This is a genomic window from Georgenia satyanarayanai (genome assembly GCF_009193135.1).
Taxonomy (GTDB): domain Bacteria; phylum Actinomycetota; class Actinomycetes; order Actinomycetales; family Actinomycetaceae; genus Oceanitalea; species Oceanitalea satyanarayanai.
In genome coordinates this window covers 97,416-115,051 of sequence record NZ_VUKC01000009.1, presented here as the reverse complement: position 1 = coordinate 115,051, position 17,636 = coordinate 97,416, and the positions used below count along the sequence as shown (strand labels likewise).

At 73.5% G+C, this 17,636-nt stretch carries 15 protein-coding genes and 1 pseudogene; 8 read left to right on the top strand and 8 right to left on the bottom strand.

The window, feature by feature from the left end:
- Positions 1-44: 44 nt before the first annotated feature.
- Positions 45-2,684: a DNA translocase FtsK gene (locus GD632_RS11245; RefSeq protein ID WP_152192151.1), complete on the top strand. Its 2,640-nt coding sequence runs from the start codon at positions 45-47 to the stop codon at positions 2,682-2,684.
- A 144-nt stretch (positions 2,685-2,828) separates the two neighbouring features.
- On the opposite strand, the gene GD632_RS11240 is transcribed toward GD632_RS11245, so the two are convergent.
- Complete coding sequence (locus GD632_RS11240; protein ID WP_152192149.1) at positions 2,829-4,130, bottom strand: CapA family protein; 1,302 nt, start codon at positions 4,128-4,130, stop codon at positions 2,829-2,831.
- Between the two features lie 61 nt (positions 4,131-4,191).
- Between GD632_RS11240 and pgsA the strand changes: the two genes are divergently transcribed.
- From pgsA to GD632_RS11225, 3 genes are all read left to right on the top strand, one after another.
- Positions 4,192-4,791: a CDP-diacylglycerol--glycerol-3-phosphate 3-phosphatidyltransferase gene (gene pgsA, locus GD632_RS11235; protein ID WP_152192147.1), complete on the top strand. Its 600-nt coding sequence runs from the start codon at positions 4,192-4,194 to the stop codon at positions 4,789-4,791.
- A complete protein-coding gene (locus GD632_RS11230) occupies positions 4,788-5,279 on the top strand; it encodes a CinA family protein (RefSeq protein WP_152192145.1) in 492 nt (163 codons plus the stop codon). The genes pgsA and GD632_RS11230 overlap by 4 nt, the downstream gene beginning before the upstream one ends.
- A gap of 149 nt (positions 5,280-5,428) precedes the next feature.
- Complete coding sequence (locus GD632_RS11225; RefSeq protein WP_226924811.1) at positions 5,429-5,740, top strand: helix-turn-helix domain-containing protein; 312 nt, start codon at positions 5,429-5,431, stop codon at positions 5,738-5,740.
- Positions 5,741-5,808: 68 nt separating this feature from the next.
- Here the strand turns inward: GD632_RS11225 and GD632_RS11220 are convergent, their stop codons facing one another.
- From GD632_RS11220 to GD632_RS11210, 3 genes are all read right to left on the bottom strand, one after another.
- Positions 5,809-6,510, bottom strand: coding sequence for a hypothetical protein (locus GD632_RS11220; RefSeq protein ID WP_152192140.1), 702 nt, complete (start codon positions 6,508-6,510; stop codon positions 5,809-5,811).
- Positions 6,511-6,603: 93 nt separating this feature from the next.
- Positions 6,604-7,383: an Fpg/Nei family DNA glycosylase gene (locus GD632_RS11215; RefSeq protein WP_152192137.1), complete on the bottom strand. Its 780-nt coding sequence runs from the start codon at positions 7,381-7,383 to the stop codon at positions 6,604-6,606.
- Positions 7,370-12,088 (bottom strand): DEAD/DEAH box helicase, encoded by a 4,719-nt coding sequence (locus tag GD632_RS11210; protein WP_152192135.1) that lies wholly within the window; start codon positions 12,086-12,088, stop codon positions 7,370-7,372. The genes GD632_RS11215 and GD632_RS11210 overlap by 14 nt, the downstream gene beginning before the upstream one ends.
- Positions 12,089-12,175: 87 nt before the next feature.
- Between GD632_RS11210 and GD632_RS11205 the strand changes: the two genes are divergently transcribed.
- The 4 genes and pseudogenes from GD632_RS11205 (at position 12,176) to GD632_RS16525 (ending at position 14,254) form a co-directional block, all read left to right on the top strand.
- Entirely contained in the window at positions 12,176-12,406 is a 231-nt protein-coding gene (locus GD632_RS11205) for a DUF3046 domain-containing protein (RefSeq protein ID WP_152192133.1), read from the top strand.
- A gap of 220 nt (positions 12,407-12,626) precedes the next feature.
- The gene (gene recA, locus GD632_RS11200; RefSeq protein ID WP_152192130.1) at positions 12,627-13,667 is read left to right on the top strand and encodes a recombinase RecA; all 1,041 of its coding nucleotides are present in this window, start codon (positions 12,627-12,629) and stop codon (positions 13,665-13,667) included.
- Positions 13,664-13,825: pseudogene (locus tag GD632_RS16530) on the top strand (recombination regulator RecX); the annotation flags it as partial. The gene recA and the pseudogene GD632_RS16530, both read left to right, overlap by 4 nt.
- A gap of 102 nt (positions 13,826-13,927) precedes the next feature.
- Positions 13,928-14,254, top strand: coding sequence for a regulatory protein RecX (locus GD632_RS16525; protein ID WP_452176654.1), 327 nt, complete (start codon positions 13,928-13,930; stop codon positions 14,252-14,254).
- A gap of 35 nt (positions 14,255-14,289) precedes the next feature.
- Here GD632_RS16525 and GD632_RS11190 read toward each other — a convergent pair whose 3' ends face one another.
- The 4 genes from GD632_RS11190 to GD632_RS11175 form a co-directional block, all read right to left on the bottom strand.
- The gene (locus GD632_RS11190) at positions 14,290-15,180 is read right to left on the bottom strand and encodes an amino acid ABC transporter permease (protein ID WP_152192125.1); all 891 of its coding nucleotides are present in this window, start codon (positions 15,178-15,180) and stop codon (positions 14,290-14,292) included.
- A complete protein-coding gene (locus GD632_RS11185) occupies positions 15,177-15,827 on the bottom strand; it encodes an amino acid ABC transporter permease (protein WP_152192123.1) in 651 nt (216 codons plus the stop codon). The genes GD632_RS11190 and GD632_RS11185 overlap by 4 nt, the downstream gene beginning before the upstream one ends.
- Positions 15,828-15,897: 70 nt before the next feature.
- The gene (locus tag GD632_RS11180; protein ID WP_152192121.1) at positions 15,898-16,755 is read right to left on the bottom strand and encodes a glutamate ABC transporter substrate-binding protein; all 858 of its coding nucleotides are present in this window, start codon (positions 16,753-16,755) and stop codon (positions 15,898-15,900) included.
- A 46-nt stretch (positions 16,756-16,801) separates the two neighbouring features.
- Complete coding sequence (locus GD632_RS11175) at positions 16,802-17,572, bottom strand: amino acid ABC transporter ATP-binding protein (protein ID WP_319633117.1); 771 nt, start codon at positions 17,570-17,572, stop codon at positions 16,802-16,804.
- Positions 17,573-17,636: the final 64 nt, after the last annotated feature.

The window sequence follows — 17,636 nt, the reverse complement described above, 5'->3', positions numbered from 1 at the left end:
TGGACCCGCAGGTGCGTCCGCGACGCACCGCTTGGAGGACACACATGGCGACCCGTACGACTTCCCCCGCACGGTCCGCCCGGCCCGCCAGGCCGAGCGCGAGCTCGGCCGCGCGCTCCGGTGGACGGTCGAGCCGCGCCCCCAGCCCGTCACGGCCCCCGTGGCCGGTCCGGGCGGTGCGCGGGCTGTGGTTGGGGATCGCCCACGTTATCGGAGGGACGCTGCGTCGTATGGGAAGTGGTGCCCGCGGGCTGGACCCGGCACTCCGCAAGGACGGGGTGGCCCTGCTGCTCCTCGCGCTCGCGATCATCGTCGCCGCGCGTGAGTGGTTCGGCCTCTCCGGCGCGGCTGGGACCGTCGTCCACGCCGTCACCGCCGGGAGCGTTGGCGTCCTCGCCGTCCTGCTCCCCGTCCCGCTCGTCGTCCTCGCCGTGCGCCTCATGCGCCACCCCGAGCGGGGGCAGGACAACGGCCGCGTGACCATCGGGGTCGCGATCGCCGTCGTCGCCGTCACCGGCATCATCCACGTCGCCAAGGGTGTCCCGAGCGCCACCCACGACTTTCCGGCCGTGCAGGACGCCGGCGGCGTGGTCGGCTGGCTCGTCGGCACCCCGCTCACCGTGCTGCTCAGCGAGTGGGTCGCCATCCCGGTGCTCGTCCTCCTCGCCTTCTTCTCCGTCCTCATCATCACCGCCACGCCGGTGGCGGCGATCCCGCGCAAGGTGCGCGCGCTCACGGGCCGCACCGAGGACGCCGCCGCGCCCGCCTCCCCGGCAGAGGAGGAGGTCGCCGCCGCCCGCCCGCCGCGCCCCCGCCGTCGTCGTGCGCCGAAGGCGGAGGCCGAGGTCGTGCCCGGGGAGTACGCGGCCGACGAGGCCTACGCACGCGCCGCCGAGACGGCGGCCGCCTCCGAGGAGACGACTGTCCTGCCCGAGCCGGGCCGCAAGCGTGGGGCGCGCAAGAAGGCCGTCGCGCCCGAGCCGGAGCCCGAGGCGCCGGAGGAGGAGCTGCTCGCCCCGCCCACCGAGCCGTTGCCCGCCCGCGCCGAGCAGCTCGAGCTCAGCCCGGACATCGTCTACCAGCTGCCTGCGGACGACGTCCTCACCAAGGGCGCTCCGCACAAGGTCCGTTCGGCCGCCAACGACCGCGTCGTCGAGGCCCTGAGCAACGTCCTCGAGCAGTTCGAGATCAACGCCAAGGTCACCGGCTTCTCCCGCGGCCCGACCGTCACCCGCTACGAGGTCGAGCTCGGGTCCGGGACGAAGGTCGAGCGCGTGACGGCGCTGAGCAAGAACATCGCCTACGCCGTCGCCAGCGCCGACGTCCGGATCCTGTCGCCGATCCCGGGCAAGTCCGCCATCGGCATCGAGATCCCCAACGCCGACCGCGAGACCGTCTCCCTGGGTGACGTGCTGCGCTCGTCGGTCGCCCGCCGCACCGAGCACCCCCTGGTCATGGGCGTGGGCAAAGACGTCGAGGGCGGCTACGTCGTCGCGAACCTCGCCAAGATGCCCCACCTGCTTGTCGCCGGTGCGACCGGCGCCGGTAAGTCGAGCTTCGTCAACTCGATGATCACCTCGATCATGATGCGTGCCACCCCGGAGGAGGTGCGCATGGTCCTCGTCGACCCCAAGCGCGTGGAGCTGACGATCTACGAGGGCATCCCGCACCTCATCACCCCGATCATCACGAACCCCAAGAAGGCCGCCGAGGCGCTGGAATGGGTCGTGCGGGAGATGGACGCCCGCTACGACGACCTCGCCGCCTTCGGCTACAAGCACATCGACGACTTCAACGCCGGCGTGCGGGCGGGCAAGGTCAAGCCGCTGCCGGGCAGCGAGCGGACGATCTCGACCTACCCGTACCTCCTCGTCGTCGTCGACGAGCTGGCCGACCTCATGATGGTGGCCCCGCGCGACGTCGAGGCCTCGGTCCAGCGCATCACCCAGCTCGCGCGCGCCGCCGGCATCCACCTCGTGCTCGCCACGCAGCGGCCCAGCGTCGACGTCGTCACCGGTCTCATCAAGGCCAACGTGCCGTCCCGGCTCGCGTTCGCGACGTCGTCGCTCGCCGACTCCCGCGTCGTCCTCGACCAGCCGGGCGCCGAGAAGCTCATCGGCCAGGGGGACGCCCTGTTCCTGCCCATGGGCGCGCCCAAGCCGATGCGCGTCCAGGGCGCCTGGGTCACCGAGTCGGAGATCCACGCCGTCGTCGACCACGTCAAGAGCCAGCTGCAGCCCAGCTACCGCGAGGACGTCGTCGTCGCGGCCGCGAAGAAGCAGGTCGACGAGGACATCGGTGACGACCTCGACCTCCTGCTCCAGGCGGCCGAGCTCGTCGTCAGCTCGCAGTTCGGCTCCACCTCGATGCTCCAGCGCAAGCTGCGAGTGGGCTTCGCGAAGGCGGGACGGCTCATGGACCTCCTCGAGTCCCGGGAGATCGTCGGACCGTCCGAGGGCTCCAAGGCACGCGACGTGCTCGTCCAGCCCGACGACCTGCCCGCCACCCTGGCGATGCTCCGCGGGGAGATGCCCGCGCCGTCGGGGGAGGATGTGCCCTACGACGTCGCCGCCGAGGTCGACGCCACGACGGTGCTGCCCACCGGCGAGGCGGAGGTCGTCGAGGACTACTACGACGACGACGCCCCCTCCGACGAGGACGCCTGGAACCTCACCACCCGCTGACCCAGCGGCCCGCCCCTCTCTCGCGCCGACAGCTGGTCGGACAAGCGTCGTCGGTAGCAACTCGGCTGTCGGCGGTAAGTCGGCTGTCGGCGGTAAGTCGGCTGTCAGCGGTGGGGATGGGGCGGGATGCAGCCGTCGACGGGGTCAGCCCGTGGGGCGGGGGACCACGCGGGGCGGGGGGCCGGTCGGCTCGGGCGGCTCGGTGCGCTCGGGAGCGGCGTCCCCGACGACGTCGAGCACCTGCTGGTAGCGCGTGGTGATCTGCTCGTCGGTGAGGGTCAGCCCCTCCGGACGCTCCCCGGCGACGAGGTCGGACAGGACGTGCAGACGCTGCCCGCCGACGCGGTCGACGGTCACCGCCGTCCACTCCACCGACTCCACCCGGGCGGGCTCGCCGTCGGGCTTGAGGACGTGGGCGAGTGCCAGCAGGCCGGTGGCGGTCTGCGCCACGCAGCACAGCTCGTCCTGGTTGGAGATGAAGTTCCCCAGCCCGTAGGCCACCCACATCCCGTCGCCGCCGGGCCCACCGGGCAACCGCTCGATCGGCTGCGGGACGTGGGCGTGGTGACCGAGGACGAGGTCGACCTCACCGGAGTCGGCGAGGGCCTCGGTGAGGCTCGCCTGGTCGGGGTGCACGGCACCGCTGTACTCGCTGCAGCAGTGGATGCTCGCGACGACGAGGTCCGCGCCCGCCTCGCGGGCCTCGGCCGCCATCCGGACGAGCCGCTCGGCGTCGATGAGCTCGACCGCCCACGGGCTGTCGGCCGGTACCGGGATGCCGTTGGTGCCGTAGGTCGCCCCGATCTGGGCCACCCGGATGGTCTGCCCCTCGCGCTCGAGCTCGTACCACTGCGCGCTGTCCGCCTCCGCCTGGCTGCGCGCGGTGCCGACGTGCCCGAGACCCGCGGCGTCGAACACGTCCAGGGTGTGGGTCAGCCCCTCGATACCGCGGTCCAGGCTGTGGTTGGTCCCGGTCGAGCAGCCGTCCCAGCCGAGGCGGACGAGGTCCGCGGCCAGCTCCTCGGGGGCGCCGAACATCGGGTAGCCGCTCGGCTCCGTGCCGGACGGGGCGATGGGAACCTCCGCGTTGCACAGCGCGAGGTCGGCCCCCCGGGTGTACTCGGCGGTGGCCTCGAGCATGGGGACGAAGTCGTAGCCGTCACCGGTCCGCGCCGTGTTGATGACGGTCGTGTGGGGCAGGACGTCGCCGCCGCCGAGGACCGTGAAGCGGGCGTCGGGACGTGGCTCCGGAGTGGGGGTCGGCGTCGGCGTCGGCGAGGCCGTCGCGGTCGGGACGGCCGGTTGCGTCGGGGACGGGGCGGCGGTCGGTCGCTCCGGCCACGGTCGCCACAGGGCCGCGGCAGCGAGGAGGGCCGCGAGCACGACGACGCCCAGCACCACCCAGGGCACGGTCCGGGGGCGGGCGGGGAGGGCGTGGCGTCCCATGGCGCCGAGAGTACTGGGCTGCGGCGGGTAGGTCGCCACGGTGGCCCGTACCCTGGACCTCATGCCCATCGAGAATGCCGCGCACGTCCCGCTGTGGAACCTGGCGAACGTGCTGACGATGGTGCGGGTGGCGCTCGTGCCGGTCTTCGCCGTCCTCATGCTCGGGGACTCCACCGCTGCGCGGATCGCGGCCACCGTCGTCTTCCTCGTCGCCGCGGCCACCGACAAGCTCGACGGTCACATCGCCCGCAGCCGCGGCCTCGTGACGAACTTTGGCAAGATCGCCGACCCCATCGCCGACAAGGCCCTCGTCATCGCGGCTCTCCTGCTTCTGTGGGCCGAGGGCACGATCCCGTGGTGGGTGCCCGTCGTCATCATCGTCCGCGAGCTGGGCATCACGGCGCTGCGTTTCGTCATGGTGCGCCGCGCCGTCATGGCCGCCTCCAACGGCGGCAAGCTCAAGACGGTCCTCCAGATCGTCTTCATCACCGCCTACCTCATCCCGTGGGAGTCCCTGCTCCCGCAGGCCGCGGCCGACGTCGTGCTCACGTGCGCCTGGTGGGTCATGATCCTCGCCGTCGTCGTCACGGTCGTCACCGGCCTCGACTACGTCGTGCGCGCCGCGCGGATCGCCCAGGCCCCGGCCTCCGGACACCGGTGAGTGCCGGGGCCGTCGTCGAGCGCCTCCGCGGTGCGGGGCTCACCGTCGCCACCGGGGAGTCCCTCACCGGAGGCCTGGTCAGCGCCGCCCTCGTCGACGTCCCCGGCGCCTCCCGGGTGGTGCTCGGCGGCGTCGTCGCCTACGCGACGAGTCTCAAGGTGCAGCTCCTCGGCGTCGAGCAGGCCGTCCTCGACGACGGCGGCCCGGTCCAGGCGGAGGTCGCCCGCCAGCTCGCACTCGGAGCCGCCCGCCTCCTCGGCGCGGACTGCGGGGTCGGCACCACCGGGGTCGCCGGCCCCGGCCCGGCCGACGGTGCCCCAGCCGGCACGGTGCACGTCGCCGCCAGCCTCCGCGGCAGCGTCCGGTGCCGCCGGCTCACGATCGCCGGCACCCGGCCGCTCGTGCGACGCGCAGCGGTCGACGCCGGGCTCGCGCTCCTGCTCGGGCTGCTGGAGGACCGGGAACAAACGGTGACGACCGACCGTTGACACCATCGATGACGACGAACAGTGTTCCGGGCCGCACCCAGGTGCGACCGACACGCCGCCCAGTGGGACGGCGACCCACCCGACCCGCGGCCTCGCCCGCGTCGGGGTACGGTAAGACGACTTTCGGCGAGCGACAGGAGGTGGCCCCGGTGATCGTCCTACGACGCGAGATCGGTGATGTGCTCCGGACGGTGCGCCAGCACCAGGGCCGGACGCTGCGAGAGGTCTCCTCCGCGGCCCGTGTCTCCCTCGGCTACCTCAGCGAGGTGGAACGCGGCCAGAAGGAGGCGTCCTCCGAGCTGCTCGCCTCCATCTGCGCCGCTCTCAACATCCCGATGTCCTTCGTCCTGCGCAAGGTCAGTGACCGGATCGCAGTGGCCGAGGGCGTCCACGTCCCCGACACCGTGCCCGAGGAGCTCGTCTCCTCCCTCCGCGAGGAGCTGGCCGGCGTCGTCGCCTGACCTCCCGTCCCAGGTGAGCCCCCGGCTGGTCCGGGGGCTCACGTGTGCGCGGACCCGGCGGTGAGAGCTCAGGTGGGCGGTGCCGCGGACGTCGCCCTCCACCGTCGCGCGAGCCAGATCCCGCACGCCCCGACCAGGCCTGCCCCCACGGCCCCGGCGACAGGGAGCCACCTGCCTCCCTCCGGCTCCGGCTCGGCGGCGCCGCCGACCATCCCCTCGAGCTGGGCGGTGAGGGTCTCGGAGAAGGTGACCAGCGGCGCGGTCCGTGGCCCCTCGTAGAACCCCGGGACGAGCGTGGTCACCTCCTCGTCCAGGATCGTGAAGAACGCACCGAGCATGGGTTCCTCGACGACGGGCGACCCGGCCGACAGGGCCGCCAGGGCCTCAGCGAGCTCCGCGTGGTCGTCGATGCTCGCGAGGGTCACCCCACCGGCGTCCCGCCACGCGACGAGGGTCCCCGCCGGGGCACCGTCCCGGCTGTACGCGGCCACCCACTCCTCCCGCGGGACGAGGGGGACCTCGGTCGGCTCACCGGTGCGCACGGCCTCGCTCCACCGGTGCAGCGGGAACACGCCGCCCACCGCTGCCGGGCCGTCGGCCTCCTCGGTCAGGCCCGCGGTCATGGCCGTCGTGGCGGCGTGCTCGGCGAACCAGGCCGCGACGTCGTCCGGGACGGGGGGCCCGTCCGTCCCGGCACCCGCGAGGAGACCGAGCAGCGTCACGCCCAGGAGTCGACCGAGCGTGCGCACCGCGGGGCGGGACATCCTCATCTCAGGCCTCCGATCAGTGCCGCCAGCATGCCAGCGTGCCGACGACCCGGGGGAGCGTCGCCGGCAACGAACCGGTCTCGGTTCGCGGTGCGCCTACGCCGGCTGGCAGCGCGGGCAGAAGAACGCGGGTCGCTCCATGCCCGGCGGCCCGACCTGGAGCTCGGCGATCGGCGTGCCGCAGCGCCGGCACGGACGCCCGGCCCGACCGTGGACGTGCTTGTCGCGCCCCGGTCCGGTCTCCCCGGTGGCCGTGGGTAGCGGGGAGTCGGCCGAGCGCAGCATGAGGTGGCGGGCGGTGGCGCACACCGGCTCGCTCACCTCCCGTGCGGGCCGCAGCGGGTGGACGTGATGAGCCCACAGGGACTCGGCGAGGTAGAGCGTGCCGATGCCGGCGACGACGGTCTGGTCGAGGAGGACGGCGCCGATGGGGCGCTCACCCTGGGCCCGGACCCGCTCGCCGCACTCCTCGAGGTCGACGCCGTCGGCGAGCAGGTCCGGCCCGAGGTGGCCGACGACCAGGTGCTCGTCGCGGGTGCGGACGAGGTCGACCATCCCGAGCAGCCGGCCGATGCAGGTCCACCGCTCGGTGCCGAGCACGGCCCGGACCCGGTGGGCACGGTCCGCTCCGCGCTCCTCGCCGGCGCGGGTGATCCACCAGCTGCCGTCCATGCGCAGGTGGGTGTGGAGCGTGCGGCCGTCGTCGAGGCGGGTGAGCAGGTGCTTGCCCACGGGGTGGTTGCCGAGGACGACGGCGCCGGCGAGGTCCGTGTCGCCCAGTCGGCCCCACCGGAGCTCGCCGCGGACGAGCCGCTGCCCGGCAAGCGCGGCGTCCATGCGGCGGGCCACACGCAGGACGATGTCACCCTCGGGCACGCGTGGCTCCCTCCGCCGCCCGCCGTGCGGGGCCGTCCTCGCGCAGCCGCAGCCCGCGCGGGGTGGCGAAGAAGCCGGCCGCCTCGAGAGCCTCGCGCGCCGGGCCTCCTGCACCGAGCGCCGGTTCGCCGTCCACCCGCTGGAGGGTGACCCGGCCGAGCGTCCCTCGCGCCGCGGTCGCGGCGAGCTCCTGGGCCGCCGCCGACAGGCGGCCGGGGTCGGTGGTGAAGGAGAGCAGGGTCTTGCCACCGCGCTCGACGTAGAGGCACAGCTCCCCACCGACGAGGACGACGACGGCGCCCGCCGCCCGGCGTGGACGCGCGCCCTCGGTGGTGGCCACGGGCCAGGGCAGGGCGGCGCCGTAGGGGTTGGCCGGGTCGGTGGCGGCGAGGAGGAGCGGGGTGAGGTCCTCGCGCCGGACGGTGTCACGCAGGAGGTCGACGCACTCGGGCAGGGCGAACTGGGCGGCGCCCAGGCCCTCGACGAGGTAGCCGCGGCGGACCTTGCCCGCGTCCTCGAGCCGGGTGAGGACGGGGTACGCGGTGCCGAACCCGCCCGGAAGGTCCTCGAGTCCCGCCGCGCCGCGGGTGAGGACGCCGTGCCGCTCGAGGAGGGCGGCGACCTGCGCGAGCGCCGCGGTGGCGGTGTCCCCGCCCCGCGGGACCAGCGACCACCGGCCCGCCGCGGCGGGGGGCTGGGGGTTGCCCGGCCGGGTGCCGGCCGCGGCCATGAGCGAGCGACGGCGGGACAGGGTGCCGCCGGCCCGCGGCGGTCGCCGCGCCGCGTGGTGGGCCGGCCGGCCTCCGGAGAGGCGCGCGCGGACCGGGCCGAGGGAGTCGTTGGTGACGTGCCCGCCCCACGCGAGCTCCCACAGCGCCTCGAGCACCCGCTCGGTGCTCGCGAGGGCGTCCTCCTGCCGGCACGCGATGAGGAGGTCCCGGAAGAACTGCCCGCCGCCGGCCAGCGCCTCGAGGATCGCCCGCTGGAGGGGGTCGTCGGGCACCTCCTGGGGAGGGGGAAGGAGCTCGGGGCTGTCGGCGGGCGCGAGGACGAGGTAGCCGTCGACGCCCGGGAGCGCGCCGGCGCCGCACCACACGACCTCACCGGCGGTGGTGAGCTCGTCGAGCAGGGCCGCCCGGTACCCGCTCACGCGGGCAGGCAGGACGAGGGACTCCAGCGCCGAGGCCGGCACACGGGCACCGGCCAGCTGGTCGACGACCGAGCTGAGCGCCGCGGTGCCAGAGCCGGCCGTGCCCACCTGCTGCCAGCGAGGCAGGAAGGCGCCGAGGGTGGCGGCGGGGACGGCCTCGACCTCGCTGCGGAGCACGGCGAGGCTGCGCCTGCGGACGCGTCGCAGGACCTCGGCGTCGCAGTACTCGTCGGCGGACTCCGAGCCCGGGCGCAGCCGCCCGGTGACGAGTGCCGCCGTCGAGGTGAGCCGCCGCAGCACCGGCGCCAGGGCCGCCGTGCCCAGGCCCAGGTGAGCGGCGGCCTGGTCGGCGCGGAAGGGTCCGTGGGTGCGGGCGTAGCGGCGCACGAGGTCACCGAGCGGGTCGGGGACCGGTTCGAGCACCTCCTCGGGCAGTCCGACGGGCAGGGCGACGCCGAGCGCGTCGCGCAGGCGGCCGGCGTCCTCGAGCACCGCCCAGCGGGTCCCGCCGGCCACGGTCACCCGGATGACGCGCCGGGACCCCTCGAGCTCCTCGAGCCACCCCTCGGCCGCCGTGGGCGGGTCGCAGCGGGTGGCGAGCTCCGCCGTCGTCGCGGGACCGAGGCGGCGCACGAGGTCGGCGAGCGCCTCGACGTCCCGCGCCGGGTAGCGGCGCAGGCCCACCTCGGCCTCGATCTCGGCGAGCGCGGTGGCGTCGAGGAGGTCGGCGAGCTCGGTGGCACCGGGGCCGATGAGCTCGGCGAGGAGGCGCGGGTCCAGCGTGAGGGCGGCGGCGCGACGCTCGGCCGCGGGAGCGTCGCCGTCGTAGAGGAACTGACCGACGTAGCCCATGAGGAGGCTGCGGGCGAAGGGCGAGGGCGTGGGGGTGGCGACCTCGACCACGCGCAGCTCGCGGCGGGCGACCTGTCCCATGAGCTCGGCCAGCGCGGGGGTGTCGAAGTCGTCCTGGAGGCACTCGCGGACGGCCTCGAGGACGATGGGGAAGTCGGGGTGGTCGACGGCGACGCCGAGCAGCTGGGCCGCGCGGTGGCGCTGCTGCCACAGCGGCTGGCGGCGGTCGGGGCGGCGGCGGGGCAGCAGCAGCGCGCGGGCGGCGGCCTCGCGGAAGCGGGAGGCGAAGTGCGCCGAGCCGGCGAGCGCGTCGACGACCTGCCCGGTGAGCTCGTCGGGGTCGAGAAGGAGGTCCTCGGCGCTGACGGGCAGCTCGCCGCCCTCCGAGCCGACGTCCGGCAGGCGCATGACGATGCCGTCGTCGGCGGGCATCGCGGCGACGTCCATGCCGAGCTGCTCACGCAGCCGGGCGGCCAGGACGAGCGCCCACGGGGTGTGGACCCGCGAGCCGAAGGGGGAGTGGATGACCAGCCGCCAGTCGCCGAGCTCGTCGCGGAAGCGTTCGAGCACGATGGTGCGGTCGTCGCTGAGGTGGGCGTGCTCACGCTGCTCGTGGAGGTAGCCGAGGAGGTTGTCCCGGGCCCACTCGTCCAGGCCCTCCTCCGCGAGCCGCTCGTGGGCCCGCTCCGGCGGCAGGGCCGCGGTGGTGCGGACGAAGGCGCCCAGCGCCCGGCCGAGCTCGACGGGGCGACCGGGGGAGTCCCCCTTCCAGAAGGGCAGGCGCCCGGGCTGGCCCGGGGCGGGGGAGACGAGGACGCGGTCGGGGGTGATGTCCTCGATCCGCCACGTGCTCGAGCCGAGGGTGAAGGTGTCCCCGACCCGCGACTCGAAGACCATCTCCTCGTCGAGCTCCCCGACCCGGCGCCCGCCGCGCCCGGCGGAGGTGATGCCGTCGCCGCCGTCGGCGCTCACCGTCGCGGCGAGGAAGACGCCGTAGAGACCACGGTCGGGGATGGTGCCGCCGCTCGTCGTCGCCAGGCGCACCGCTCCGGGGCGGGCGGAGAGGGTGCCGGCGGCGCGGTCCCACACGAGGCGGGGACGCAGCTCGGCGAAGTCCTCGCTGGGGTAGCGGCCGGAGAGCATGTCGAGGACGGCGTGCAGCGAGGCGTCACCCAGCGACTCGAACGGGGCGCTGCGCCGGACGAGGGCGGCGAGCTCGTCCACCGACCAGTCCTCGACGGCGAGCATCGCGACGATCTGCTGCGCGAGGACGTCGAGGGGGTTGGCGACGACCTGGAGCGCCTCGATCGCGCCTTCCTGGGCACGCACGGAGGTGACGGACGCGGCGAGGAGGTCCCCGCGGTGGGTGGGCAGGACGACGCCGCGGGACAGCGCCCCGACCTGGTGCCCCGCCCGGCCGATGCGCTGGAGGGCGGAGGCGACCGACGGCGGGGCGCCGACCTGGACGACGAGGTCGACGGCCCCCATGTCGATGCCCAGCTCGAGGGTCGAGGTGGCGATGACGGCCGGCAGGGTCCCCGACTTCAGCGCCGACTCGATCCGGGTGCGCTCCTCGCGGCTCATCGAGCCGTGGTGGGCGCGGGCCAGCTCGCCGTCGGCGGCGGGGGAGGCGGTGCCGGACTGGCCGGGCACCTGCGCGGCCCATCCCGACGCGGCCTGCGACGGCGGTCGGTCCGCGGCGTCGTCGGCGGCGGGACGGGTGCGCTCGGCCCAGACCTCGTTGACCCGTGCCGCGAGCCGCTCGGCGCCGCGGCGGGAGTTGGCGAAGACGATGGTGGACCGGTGGGAGGTGATGAGGTCGACGAGCCGCTCCTCCACGTGCGGCCAGATGGAGGCGCGGTGCTGGGCGGGGAGGCGGCCCGCGGCGCTGCCGGACAGGTCCTCCTCGGCGGGTGCCGGCTCCCGGCCGGGGGCGTCGGGCAGGTCGGAGAGGTCGGGCACCGGGACGACGACGTCGACCTGGAGCTCCTTGGCGATGTCCGGGCGCACGACGCGGACCGGCCGCCCGCCGTCCTCCGGGGCGCGCGTGCCGCCGAGGAAGCGTGCGACGGCCTCGACGGGGCGGACCGTCGCCGAGAGGCCCACCCGCTGGGCCGGGCGGGGGAGCAGGGCGTCGAGCCGCTCGAGGGTGACGGCCAGGTGCGCGCCGCGCTTGGTGCCGGCGACGGCGTGGACCTCGTCGAGGATGACCGTCTCCACCCCGCGCAGCCCCTCGCGGGCGGCGGAGGTGAGGACGAGGTAGAGGGACTCGGGGGTGGTGATGAGGATGTCCGGTGGCCGGGTGGCCAGGGCGCGCCGCTCCGCGGGCGGGGTGTCACCGGTGCGGACACCGACCGTCACGTCGCGGACCGGGGTGCCCGCCGCGGCCGCCGCCCGCGTGATGCCGACGAGCGGGGAGCGGAGGTTGCGCTCGACGTCCGCGGCCAGCGCCTTGAGCGGGGAGACGTACAGCACCCGCGCGCGCCGCTCGGGCGCCGGGTCCGCCCCGGTGAGCAGCCTGTCCACCGACCAGAGGAAGGCCGACAGGGTCTTCCCGGAGCCGGTGGGCGCGACGACGAGGGCGTGGTCCCCGGCGCGCACCGCCTCCCAGGCGCCCGCCTGCGCAGCCGTGGGCGCGGCGAAGGCGCCGGAGAACCAGGCGCGTGTGGGCGCCGAGAAGCCGGCCAGCGCGTCGTCCACCATTCCGACATTGTGCAGGGGAGGTGTGACATCCACTCCTCGGCCGAGCTGCGCGGGCGGGGGACGGCGCCGGCGTGGCACGCTGGAGGCGTGAAGCACTCGGAGTTCCGGCAGGCGCTGGAGGAGACCTTCGGCTCGGCCTACGGGCGCACGCTCGCGGCCGAGCTCGTCCTCGTGCCCCTCGGCAACCGCACCGCGGACGCGGCGCTCGCGGCCGGGGTCGCCCCGCAGGAGGTCTGGGACGCGGTGTGCGAGGAGATGGATCTCGGCGAGCGGGTGCGCTGGCGCCACCGCGGCACCCTGGACCCCGAGCGGCGCTGAGCCGTCCCGCGTGTCGCGAGCAGTCGAACGCCCGTTCGGTCTACGCTGGTCCCCAGGGAAGGACGAGCCGCGGGTCCCCACAGCCACTGGGGCCCGCGACCCGGATGTCAGTGGTCGGACATAGCCTCCCCACAGGTAGCCGTCCGGAGAGGGCGGGCCCTGACAGACCAGCCCCGTCCCGCACGGCCGCGACCGCCGGCCACGACACAAGGAGACCCACATGGCCGCTCCCGTAGCAGACCGCAGCAAGGCCCTGGAGGCCGCGCTCAGCCAGATCGACCGCCAGTTCGGCAAGGGCTCGATCATGCGGCTGGGGGACGAGAACCGTCCGCCCGTCGCCGTCATCCCCACCGGGTCGGTGGCCCTGGACGTCGCCCTCGGCATCGGCGGGCTGCCGCGCGGCCGCGTCGTCGAGATCTACGGCCCGGAGTCCTCCGGCAAGACGACCGTCGCGCTCCACGCCGTGGCCAACGCCCAGCGCGCCGGCGGGATCGCCGCGTTCATCGACGCCGAGCACGCGCTCGACCCCGAGTACGCCAAGAAGCTCGGTGTCGACACCGACGCCCTCCTCGTCTCCCAGCCGGACACCGGCGAGCAGGCGCTGGAGATCATGGACATGCTCATCAGGTCCGGTGCGCTCGACATCGTCGTCATCGACTCCGTCGCGGCGCTCGTGCCCAAGGCCGAGATCGAGGGCGAGATGGGTGACTCCCACGTCGGTCTGCAGGCCCGTCTCATGTCCCAGGCCCTGCGCAAGATCACCGGTGCGCTGTCCGCCTCGGGCACCACGGCGATCTTCATCAACCAGCTGCGCGAGAAGATCGGTGTGTTCTTCGGTTCCCCGGAGACCACCACGGGTGGCAAGGCGCTGAAGTTCTACGCCTCCGTGCGCATCGACGTCCGCCGCATCGAGACCCTCAAGGAGGGCTCGGACCCGGTCGGCAACCGCACCCGCGCGAAGATCGTCAAGAACAAGATGGCCCCGCCCTTCAAGCAGGCCGAGTTCGACATCCTCTACGGCAAGGGCATCTCCCGTGAGGGTGGACTCCTCGACCTCGGTGTCGAGCACGGCATCGTGCGCAAGTCCGGGGCCTGGTTCACCTACGAGGGTGACCAGCTCGGGCAGGGCAAGGAGAACTCGCGCCGCTTCCTCAAGGACAACCCGGAGCTGGCCGTCGAGATCGAGAAGAAGATCCTCGACAAGCTCGGCATCGGGACCAAGCCGGAGGACGGCGCGGACGAGGCAAAGGTCGACTTCTGAGCCTCTCGTCCCGTCCCGGTGGTCGGAGGCCCGCGCAGGAGCCTCCGACCACCGGCGCTGCCGCCGAGGACGTCGAACCCCCCGGTGAGGAGGTCGCGCGCGCGATCCTCCTGCGTCAGCTCGCTGCCGCGCCCCGCAGCCGCGCGCAGCTCGCGGAGAAGCTCGCGGCCAAGGACGTCCCGGCCGAGATCGCCGAACGGCTCCTCGACCGCTTCGAGGAGGTCGGCCTCGTCGACGACGCCGCCTACGCCGAGATGCTCGTGCGCACCCGTCACGCGGAGCGTGGCCTGGCGCGGCGGGCGCTCACGCACGAGCTGCGCCGCAAGGGCGTGACCCCCGAGGTCGCCGCGCAGGCCCTCGAGCAGATCGACGACGACGACGAGCTCGCTGCTGCCCGCGACCTCGCCGTGCGCAAGGCCCGGGCGAGCCGCGGCCTGGACCGCGACAAGCGCCGTCGCCGGCTCGCCGGCATGCTCGCCCGCAAAGGGTACTCACCCGGCGTGGCCATGCGGGCCGTCGACGAGGCGCTCGCCGCCGACGGTGAGGACCCGGGCGGCATCGGCTCCCTGGGCGACGACCCGGCCTAGCCGACCGACGCGCGGCGGGCCAGGCCGGGTCGACCTCAGACCTTCTGCCCCGTCGCGAGCGGGTTGCCCGCGGACGCGAGCCCGCCGGGCGTCTCCACCTTCTGCCCCCGTTGGCGCAGGCGCCGCTCCACGGTGATCGCCACCCGGGTGAGCGTGAAGTTCAGGGTGAGGTAGATCGCCAGCGTCGCGACGAAGAACGGCAGCCGGCTCTCGTTGCCGAAGAAGTTGTAGTTGAGCTGGGACGCCCGGAGCAGCTCGTGGTAGGCGATGATGAAGCCGATCGAGGTGTCCTTGAGCAGGACGACCAGCTGGGCGATGAGGCTCGGCAGCATGACCCGCACGGCTTGCGGAAGCATGACGATGAAGAAGTTCTGGAACCACGAGAGCCCGATCGCCAGGCCCGCCTCGCCCTGTCCCTTCGCCAGGGAGGACAGTCCGGCACGCAGGATCTCGGCGACGATCGCCCCGTTGTAGATGACGAGCCCGAACACCACGGAGGCGAAGGGGCTGAAGCCGAAGACGAAGTACCCGAACATCATGAGCACGAGCACCGGCAGTCCGCGGAAGAGCTCGATGACGCCGGTGGTCGTGCCGCGGAGCGCCCTGCGCGGCGTGGTGCGCAGCATGACGAGGACGAGCGCGAGCAGCCCCGCCAGGGGCATGGCGAGCGCGGCGGCCTTGAGGGTGCCCTCGATGAGTCCGCCCCGCAGCAGCGAGTTCCACCACACGTCCTCGACCGTCTGACCACGCGGCGGGTCGACGAGCACGAGCCAACGGTCGTTGAAGATGTCGTTGCGGTACATCGCGAACAGGCCCCACGCGAGCACCGCGAGGATGAGGAGCCCGGCCAGCGCGGAGAGCATGCGCTGGCGTCGCCGGGTGACAGGGCCCGGCGCGTCGTACAGGACGGTGCTGACGTCACTCATCGTGCGAACGCCACCTTCCGCTCGATCCGGTTGGCGAGGGTACCCGCAGGCACGGTGATGAGGAGGTAGAAGACCGCGATGCCGCTGAACACCCACAGGGCGCTCCCGGGGTTGGCGAGCGACACCGTCCGGGCGGTCGAGACGAGCTCGGCCGTGGCGAACCCGGCGGCGATCGAGGTGTTCTTCACCATGGCGATGAGCACGTTGATGAGCGGCGGCACCACCGTGCGCAGTGCCTGCGGCAGGACGACGAGCTGCAGGGACTGGCCACCGGTGAGCCCGATCGCCCGAGCGGCCTCGGCCTGCCCGATGCCGACGCTGTTGATGCCCGAGCGCACCGCCTCGCAGACAAAGGCCGAGGTGTAGACGGACAGCGCGACGATCGCCTGGGTGCGGCCGATCGGGATGAGGACGTCCATGGTCAGCAGCACGCTCGAGACGAAGATGAACAGGAGCGTCAGCGGGGTGTTGCGCATGACCTCGACCCACGCGGTGGACACCCAGCGCAGGGTGGAGAGCGGGGACACCCGCATCGCGGCCAGGAGGACCCCGGCCACCAGCGAGATCGCGCCGCTGGCGACGGCCACGTACAGCGTGGTGAGGAAGCCGTTCCAGAAGGCCGGCAGGTTGTCGAGGACGACGTTCATTCAGTTCCCGATCGACGTGGGCGGCGGTCCGGGACGCCCGTGGCGCCCCGGACCGCCGAGGAGGTCCAGCTCAGTACCGGTCGACCGCCGGGGGCTCGGGCGTGTCGAGGACCGCGCCCGCGGTGTTCTCCCAGGCCTCGGCCCAGCGCCCGTCCTCGTAGGCCTCCTCGAGGACGTCGTTGATGAAGTCGCGGAACTCGTCGTCGCCCTTCGCGAGGCCGATGCCGTAGGGCTCCTCGGTGAACAGGTCACCGACGAGCTTGAAGTCGTCGGGCGACTCGTCGACGTACCCGGCGAGGATGACGTTGTCGGTGGTGACGGCGTCGACCTGGCCGCTGAGCAGCGGGTCGAGGCAATCGGTGTAGGCGCCGTAGGTGACGAGCTGCGCGTCGGGGTAGTTGTCCCGGATGTTCTGCGCCGGGGTGGAGCCGTCGGCCGAGCACACCGTCTTGCCGGCGAGGTCGTCCGGGCCGTTGATGTCGGTGTTGTCGGCCGCCACCATGAGCGACTGGCCGGCGACGTAGTACGGTCCGGCGAAGTCGATGAGCTCCTTGCGGTCGTCGTTGATCGTGTAGGTCGCCACGACGATGTCGACCGAGCCGTTCTGGATGAGCTGCTCGCGCTGGGCGGACTGGGCCTCGACGAACTCGGCCTCCACACCGAGGGAGTCGGCGATCAGCTGGCCGATCTCCACGTCGAAGCCCACCGGCACGCCGTCGGGGCCCTGGAGACCGAAGAGGGGCTGGTCGAACTTCGTCCCGATCGTCATGCTGCCCTCCTCGACGAGACGGGCCATGGTGCTGCCCTCGGGGAACTCCGAGGGGTCGACCGGCTCGGTCTCCGAACCACCGTTGTCGTCACCACAGGCGGACAGCGCGAGCATCCCCGCTGCCGTGAGGGCGATCATCGTCCTGCGTGTCTTCCGCATGCTTCTCTCCTTCGGTTGCCCCACCACAGCGGGTCGGGTCGGCTGGTCAGTGGGTGAGGATCTTGCCGAGGAAGTCCTTGGCGCGCTCCGTCTCGGCGTGGGTGAAGAAGGACTCGGGGTCCTTCTCCTCGACGATCTCGCCGGCGTCCATGAAGACGACGCGGTCGCCCGCGCGCCGGGCGAAGCCCATCTCGTGGGTGACGACGACCATCGTCATGCCGTCGCGGGCGAGGGAGGTCATGACGTCGAGGACCTCGTTGATCATCTCCGGGTCCAGGGCGGAGGTCGGCTCGTCGAAGAGCATGACCTTCGGCCGCATCGCCAGCGCCCGGGCGATCGCCACGCGCTGCTGCTGGCCGCCGGAGAGCTGGGCCGGCAGCTTGGACGCCTGGTTGGCCACCCCCACCCGCTCGAGCAGCCCCATGCCCAGCTCCCGGGCGTCCTTGGTCTTCATGCCCCTGACCTTGACCGGCCCCAGGGTCACGTTGTCGAGCACGGTCTTGTGGGCGAAGAGGTTGAAGGACTGGAACACCATGCCGACGTCGGCACGCAGGCGGGCCAGCGCCTTGCCCTCCTCGGGGAGCGGGGTGCCGTCGACGAGGATCTGCCCCGAGCTGATCGTCTCCAGCCGGTTGATGGTCCGGCACAGCGTCGACTTGCCGGAGCCGGAGGGACCGATGACGACGACGACCTCACCGCGGTGGACGGTGAGGTCGATGTCCTTGAGGACGTGCAGCTCACCGAAGTACTTGTTGACGCCGCGCAGCTCGACGAGCGGTTCATCGGTGGGCGGGGGCATGGCGTCGGGCTGACTCATAGGGGTCAACCTAACCAGTGCGGTGGGTCACGTCACGGATATCCAGGTCACAGTCCCGTCGCGG

Excerpts from the sequence above, each read along its gene's own strand:
- GD632_RS11210 (WP_152192135.1), bottom strand. The coding sequence starts at position 12,088 with ATGGTGGACGACGCGCTGGCCGGCTTCTCGGCGCCCACACGCGCCTGG.
- GD632_RS11175 (WP_319633117.1), bottom strand. The coding sequence starts at position 17,572 with ATGAGTCAGCCCGACGCCATGCCCCCGCCCACCGATGAACCGCTCGTC.
- GD632_RS11180 (WP_152192121.1), bottom strand. The coding sequence starts at position 16,755 with ATGCGGAAGACACGCAGGACGATGATCGCCCTCACGGCAGCGGGGATG.
- pgsA (WP_152192147.1), top strand. The coding sequence starts at position 4,192 with ATGCCCATCGAGAATGCCGCGCACGTCCCGCTGTGGAACCTGGCGAAC.
- GD632_RS11245 (WP_152192151.1), top strand. The coding sequence starts at position 45 with ATGGCGACCCGTACGACTTCCCCCGCACGGTCCGCCCGGCCCGCCAGG.
- GD632_RS11190 (WP_152192125.1), bottom strand. The coding sequence starts at position 15,180 with ATGAGTGACGTCAGCACCGTCCTGTACGACGCGCCGGGCCCTGTCACC.
- GD632_RS11185 (WP_152192123.1), bottom strand. The coding sequence starts at position 15,827 with ATGAACGTCGTCCTCGACAACCTGCCGGCCTTCTGGAACGGCTTCCTC.
- GD632_RS11220 (WP_152192140.1), bottom strand. The coding sequence starts at position 6,510 with ATGAGGATGTCCCGCCCCGCGGTGCGCACGCTCGGTCGACTCCTGGGC.
- recA (WP_152192130.1), top strand. The coding sequence starts at position 12,627 with ATGGCCGCTCCCGTAGCAGACCGCAGCAAGGCCCTGGAGGCCGCGCTC.
- GD632_RS11240 (WP_152192149.1), bottom strand. The coding sequence starts at position 4,130 with ATGGGACGCCACGCCCTCCCCGCCCGCCCCCGGACCGTGCCCTGGGTG.